The sequence below is a fragment of the Myroides sp. LJL116 genome (assembly GCF_054871685.1).
The window spans coordinates 1-5,660 of sequence record NZ_JBTXLR010000037.1 but is presented as its reverse complement, the minus strand read 5'-3'; the positions used below and the strand labels follow the sequence as shown (position 1 = coordinate 5,660).

Annotated in this window: 12 protein-coding genes; 9 read left to right on the top strand and 3 right to left on the bottom strand. The window is 29.4% G+C overall.

Going from position 1 to position 5,660, the window contains the following annotated elements:
• Positions 1–208: 208 nt before the first annotated feature.
• The 3 genes from ACYSNM_RS13695 to ACYSNM_RS13685 all read right to left on the bottom strand — a co-directional run bounded on the left by ACYSNM_RS13695 (position 209) and on the right by ACYSNM_RS13685 (position 1,398).
• The gene (locus tag ACYSNM_RS13695; RefSeq protein WP_461757435.1) at positions 209–553 is read right to left on the bottom strand and encodes an IS3 family transposase; all 345 of its coding nucleotides are present in this window, start codon (positions 551–553) and stop codon (positions 209–211) included.
• Positions 550–825 carry a DDE-type integrase/transposase/recombinase gene (locus ACYSNM_RS13690; RefSeq protein ID WP_461757434.1) on the bottom strand — a complete coding sequence of 92 codons (276 nt, stop codon included), beginning with the start codon at positions 823–825 and terminating at the stop codon, positions 550–552. Before ACYSNM_RS13690 ends, ACYSNM_RS13695 begins: the two co-directional genes overlap by 4 nt.
• Before the next feature lie 462 nt (positions 826–1,287).
• Entirely contained in the window at positions 1,288–1,398 is a 111-nt protein-coding gene (locus ACYSNM_RS13685) for a transposase (RefSeq protein ID WP_461757433.1), read from the bottom strand.
• Positions 1,399–1,536: 138 nt separating this feature from the next.
• On the opposite strand from ACYSNM_RS13685, the gene ACYSNM_RS13680 reads away from it, so the two are divergent.
• The 9 genes from ACYSNM_RS13680 (at position 1,537) to ACYSNM_RS13640 (ending at position 5,549) form a co-directional block, all read left to right on the top strand.
• A complete protein-coding gene (locus tag ACYSNM_RS13680; RefSeq protein ID WP_461757437.1) occupies positions 1,537–2,007 on the top strand; it encodes a RepB family plasmid replication initiator protein in 471 nt (156 codons plus the stop codon).
• Positions 2,008–2,028: 21 nt separating this feature from the next.
• The gene (locus ACYSNM_RS13675; RefSeq protein WP_461757436.1) at positions 2,029–2,610 is read left to right on the top strand and encodes a hypothetical protein; all 582 of its coding nucleotides are present in this window, start codon (positions 2,029–2,031) and stop codon (positions 2,608–2,610) included.
• 266 nt (positions 2,611–2,876) lie between these two features.
• A complete protein-coding gene (locus ACYSNM_RS13670) occupies positions 2,877–3,137 on the top strand; it encodes a hypothetical protein (RefSeq protein ID WP_461757432.1) in 261 nt (86 codons plus the stop codon).
• Positions 3,138–3,366: 229 nt separating this feature from the next.
• Positions 3,367–3,546, top strand: a complete 180-nt coding sequence (locus ACYSNM_RS13665; protein ID WP_461757431.1) for a hypothetical protein — start codon at positions 3,367–3,369, stop codon at positions 3,544–3,546.
• Between the two features lie 32 nt (positions 3,547–3,578).
• Positions 3,579–3,758 (top strand): hypothetical protein, encoded by a 180-nt coding sequence (locus ACYSNM_RS13660; protein ID WP_461757430.1) that lies wholly within the window; start codon positions 3,579–3,581, stop codon positions 3,756–3,758.
• A gap of 106 nt (positions 3,759–3,864) precedes the next feature.
• Positions 3,865–4,431, top strand: a complete 567-nt coding sequence (locus ACYSNM_RS13655; protein WP_461757429.1) for a CPBP family glutamic-type intramembrane protease — start codon at positions 3,865–3,867, stop codon at positions 4,429–4,431.
• A gap of 63 nt (positions 4,432–4,494) precedes the next feature.
• Entirely contained in the window at positions 4,495–4,746 is a 252-nt protein-coding gene (locus tag ACYSNM_RS13650) for a transposase (RefSeq protein ID WP_461757428.1), read from the top strand.
• Between the two features lie 57 nt (positions 4,747–4,803).
• Positions 4,804–5,046 (top strand): hypothetical protein, encoded by a 243-nt coding sequence (locus ACYSNM_RS13645; RefSeq protein ID WP_461757427.1) that lies wholly within the window; start codon positions 4,804–4,806, stop codon positions 5,044–5,046.
• A gap of 50 nt (positions 5,047–5,096) precedes the next feature.
• A complete protein-coding gene (locus ACYSNM_RS13640) occupies positions 5,097–5,549 on the top strand; it encodes an IS3 family transposase (RefSeq protein ID WP_461757426.1) in 453 nt (150 codons plus the stop codon).
• Positions 5,550–5,660: the final 111 nt, after the last annotated feature.

The window sequence follows — 5,660 nt, the reverse complement described above, 5'->3', positions numbered from 1 at the left end:
CTGTAAGAGAAGCTACTAGAAAATGGACTATGCCAGTAAGAAACTGGGGAATAATATTAGACCAATTTATGATCCTATATAAAGATAGGGTTAGACTTTAAACAAAACCTAACCCAAGCTTATTTTTTGAACTTACACACTTAAAGATACAGTGCCGTAAATAATAAAAACCAAACACTGGATATACAAACAAAATCCGGAGTATTAGTTAAGCAGCTTTTTTATAATGCCTTATTTGGTTAAATTCTTCTATTGTTAAATATCCTAAGTGACTATGACTCCGTTTTTTAATATACCATAGTTCAATATACTCAAAGACTTGTTTTTTCATTTGGGCTCTGCTAGTTAGCAGATTTCCGTAGATTATCTCTGCTTTTAAGGATTTAAAGAAACTTTCTGCTACTGCATTGTTCCAACAGTTACCCTTACGACTCATGCTACGTTTTACCCCGAAAGAATCTAAATAATTAGTAAATTTCTTATTGGCATATTGAACACCTTGGTCAGAGTGAAAGATTAATCCTTTATTAAAAGGCCTGTTTTTCTTAGTCATTTTAAAGGCTGCAAGGGTTGTGTTATCTGTACTCTTACGTCTCTAATACTCCATCCTATGAGCTTTCTATCGTATAAATCTATTACCGTTGTTAGATAAACAAAGCCTCCTTTTATTGCAATATAGGTTATGTCTGATACCCATGCTTTTGTAGCTTCAGTTTGTATAAATTGGCGTTCTAGGATATTCTGAGCTACTAAATAACTGTGTTTAGAGTCTGTAGTAATACGAAATTTTTTCTCTAGCTTACTCTTTAATCCTAACTCTTTCATATACTCAGCTACTGTTGGTTCCGATATATTAATTCCTCTAGCTTTTAATTCAGCAGTTAATCGAGGACTCCATAGCGTTGTATGAACTCAAAGTAAACCTCTGATATAGTTTGTTTAAGATCTTCTTTAGCTTGCTTTTGGTTATTCTTTGAAGACCGATTCTAATGGTAATAACTACAAGAACTAACCTACTAATACTTGGCGCATTTTTCCAATCGGAAATTCACTTTCATGATCGAAGATGAAAGTGTAAATCATTTGTCGGTCTTGGAGAAAACCCCTAGAGCTTTTTTTAATATTTTGTGTTCTAATTCAATATCGGCTAGCTTGTTTTCAAGCTCTCTAATTCTTTCCTGTTCTGGGGTAAGTTTTAGATTACCATTTCCAGGAAAACTCCCTTCACCGAATTCTTTTTCTTGTAAACTCCATTTTTATAATAATGTTGGGCTAATACCCAACTCCCTACCTAATTCCCAACTCCCTACCTAATTCAGACTTATTTTTTCTTTCTTTAGCTAATTTTACTGCATGACGCTTAAATTCCGCATCATAGTTCTTTCTTGTACGACTCATATTTCAAAGATAAGTTTTTATGCTTAACTTACTCTCCGAACAAAGTTATGAACTCCAAGCTCCAAGTTTTTTAAATTATTCTTTAAGCCATTGTTGTATTGATAATCTCATAAAAGATTCTTATGGCTATGAAAATCACTGATAAAGAAGTATTACATACTTACTACTACAAAGTACGATTACTCTGTATATGAAAAACGAATTCTATATTGTATTATTGAACTTAATCAGTATTTAATGGAAGGGCGAAAATTAAATGCTAAACATGCAGTTAATCCTACTCTTTATGATTCCTATCAGTATATAATGCCTTTATCTACACTCTTGCTTGATGAAGATAAGAACAAAAACTATGCTCGTATAAAAAAAGTTTTTGAAACTCTTTCTCAAAAAATTATAATATACGAAGACAAAACTAATAAAACATGGAGAGCTTCTGGTATAGTATTTAATATAAAAATAGATTACTCCAGAGCTGACTCAGTTACTTTCTATGTTGCAGATTTTATATATAATGCCCTTATGGATTTCTCGAAAGGGTATAGAAAATACGAACTTATAACGGCTATGAGCTTTCAAAGTGAATATTCTATGCGTTTTTATGAGTAATTTTCTAATCAATCTAAGCCTATTAATTATGGAATTGAAGAGTTAAAAAAAATGTTCTGTATTTCAAATAAATACAAACTTAATGCCGATTTTATTCGCTATGTAGTAGAGCCCGCAAAGAAAGAACTAGATAAAAAAAGTCCTTATACATTCGTATATAAACCTCTTAAAACAGGGCGTAAAATAACCTCATTACAGTTCATTCCCATATTTCAAGCTAATAAAGAAAATCAAAAGTTAAAGAGTAAGAATTTAGGAAAACAAATATCTACCCGATTCTATCTTGAGCCTACAGATAAAGAGTATTTAATGGCTCAATACGGGTTTACAGAAAAAGAAATAAAAAATAATTTCCTCTTATTTGAAGAGTTATATCAAGTATTAGAAAAAGGTCAATTGATCGATAAGTTAGCTGAATTAAGACGTTCTGCAACCACTAAGAGTAATCCTAAGGGCTATGTTATTAATTCTCTTAGAAGTTTATTAAAAGATATTAAAACAGCTAATGATAATAAGAAGGTGAAAACTGAACAAATAATGAACGAAAAAAGAACAAACGAGAGCCAAAGTATTGCTGATGTCTTGGGTAATTTCAAAAAATAATACACTACCTTTCGGATATGAAATACACGACAAACGACATATCAGCGACACTTGGCGTCAGCCTAAGACAGCGCAGCGATACATTGAAAACCTTACTATTCTTGATAATGGATGAACCTTTCTAAGCGAAGATGTTTTTAATTTGATAATCTCACGACAAAGAAACGACAGATAAAAAAGAGCTTGAAGGAATAACAGAGTTCTTCACAAATGAGGAATACGAGTAGTTTCAAAAAAGGCTTACAGAGTACCCAATGTTAAAACAGATGTTAAAAGCTTCAGAAGAATATATATCTTCTCTTATAAACGATGTAGAGTATCACAGAGCTATATATCAAAAGCATTTAGATATACACGAAAAGTTAATTGAAAGTATAAAAGAGAGAAACTTCATTGAAGCAAAAGAAAAAAACTTGATAAATGATTTTAAAAGTATCCTTTTGGGTTGCTTTTTATTTTTATTTTTTAACATAAATTATTTTTTTTTTAAAATTATTTTTATTAATATTGAAATAGTTAAAAACTAAAACTTAATATACAGGAATTATCTATCAAGGATCAACAGGATATTGATGAAAGTGGAATATGGGATGATTTATGGAATATAACTATAACTGTATTAGAAGGTTGGCTTTTAGTAATATAAAAAATATAGGTGAATATTTTAGATTTAAAATACCTTGTTACAGGAACTCATCCTTATGTTCCCTAATTAGTTTAATCACTAAAATCATTAACATATTAAATATAAAAACTATGAAAAAATTAACATTAAACATTCAAGAACTATCTGTTGAAGAGCAAATAAACATTGAAGGAGGAAGTATGCGTACTTTATTGAAATGGGGAAAAAGGTTACTTGAAGTAGCGGGAGCTGTAGATGCTATGAATGATTTTGTAGACGGATGGAACTCTGTTGATTGCCCTCCTAGATAAAAACAAATATTGTTTAATTAAAAATAAATATTATGAAAAACTTAAATGTACAGGAGTTGTCTATCAAAGAACAAGAAAATATTAACGGTGGAAGTTTTTTTTCAGCACTGGGAGCTGGTTTAAAAAGATTTTTTTGTAATTGTTATGAAGTTGATAAACCTTATGCTACAGGATCAGTCGAAGATATCATGTCTAATCCTATAAAATGGTAATAAAAAAAGGAGACTTAAGTCTCCTTTTTTATTACCTATAAAGTTAATGGATGTAATTTCATGTTTTACACACATGAATATTTAGTTATAATTGTCAATTTACCGAATGAAATTTTATATTAAATTATTTTCAATACATATTTTTTCTATAATTATATTTTTAATATTAAGTGATATTTTTATAGACGATACTCCTCAAACTTCTTTAGAAGTTAATTTTAAAGATTATCCTATACTATTTTCTATTTTTATTGTCGTATTAGCTCCTTTATTTGAAGAATTCATATTTAGATTTCCTCTTAAATTTAGCTATCTAAATATATTTGTAATTCCTTTATTAATTATTTGTTTTTTAAACACTTATGTTTTTTTAGTTAAACTATCTATAGTTTTATATATTATCAGTTTAATTATTCAGCGTTTTTTTTTAAAAAAAAATTATATATATATAACTTCATTACTTTGCTTTACAACAATACATTTAGATAATTATGATTCATTAGATAATCTGAAATTATTTCATACTATTTCATTAATATTTCCTCAATTCTTACTAGCTATTATTCTAAGTTTTGTCAGAGTAAAATCTAACCTTAAAGGTTCTATTATATATCATTCAGCATATAATTTTATTATTCTTTTACTTGCTATAATATATTTATTTTATGAATAAGTTTAATGTTTGGACATTCCTAGACTGAACCCTAAAAGTTAGACACTTTTAAAAAAATAGGATATGGCAAAACGTCGTAATTACACCTTTGATTTTAAACTAAATTTAGTTCTTAAAATAGTCCAAGGACATGGATCCTTAAGAACAATTAGTCAAAATGCAGGAGTAAATAGAAGAACATTAACACACTGGGTAAACTTATATAATGTCCATGGTGAAGAATCTCTTAAATGGAAGAAAATCCGTAATAGAAGTCTCCAAGAGAAAATAAACTTAGTCTTAGCATATAAAGAAAGTAATTTATCTTTGAGCTAAGCTGCAGCACAATTTGGATTAGTAGGATCTGGAGCGTTAACAACTTGGAACAACCTTATGAAAGAAGATAAACAATTAACACCAACCCAGTTCAAAAACAAAGTAGAAGCCTCTATTAAGTCTGTAAAGAACAAAGATTTCACAACCCTTGAAAAAGAAATAGAGAGTAAGCTACAAGATTTGGAATCTCTTAGTAAAGAAGAGCTAACAGATATCTTGAGGGATACTCTAGCAGAAGTTACCTACTTAAAAAAGTTAGAGGCCTTAACTCTATCCAAATTACAAGAAAGGATAAAGTAAACATTATCCAGGAGTTAAGGCTTAAATTCCTACTAAAAGTGTTACTAAAGGTGGCTAATATACCCTATAGCTCTTTTTATTATCACTTAAAGAGTCAGGGAAGCTTTTTATGTAAACATGAAGCACTTGTAAAACAAATAAAAAGCATATATCATTCGCATAGAGGAAGATATGGCTATAGGCATATAACATTAACTATTAACAAAACAAGAAAGAAAAAGAACCAACCAACAGTTAATCATAAGACAGTACTAAAAATTTTAAAAGAGTTAGGCCTAAAGTCTATTACACGTCTTAAGAAATATAATTCGTATAAAGGAGTTAAAAACAATGCGGTAGACAATATATTAAACAGAGAGTTCCAAGCGAAGGTACCAAATGAAAAATGGGCTACAGATCTAACAGAGTTTAAGGTTAATGGGATGAAGGTTTTCTTATCACCAATTATTGATCTCTTTAACGGGGAAATAATAAGTTATAGTCTAACTGTAAACGGCAAATAGATCTGCAGCATTTTTGGCAATTAAGAGTGCAGCATTTTTGGCAACAAGACTGCACAACTTTGCAAAGAATATTTTCATAGTCTATTTCAAAAATAGAATAATATTTCTACG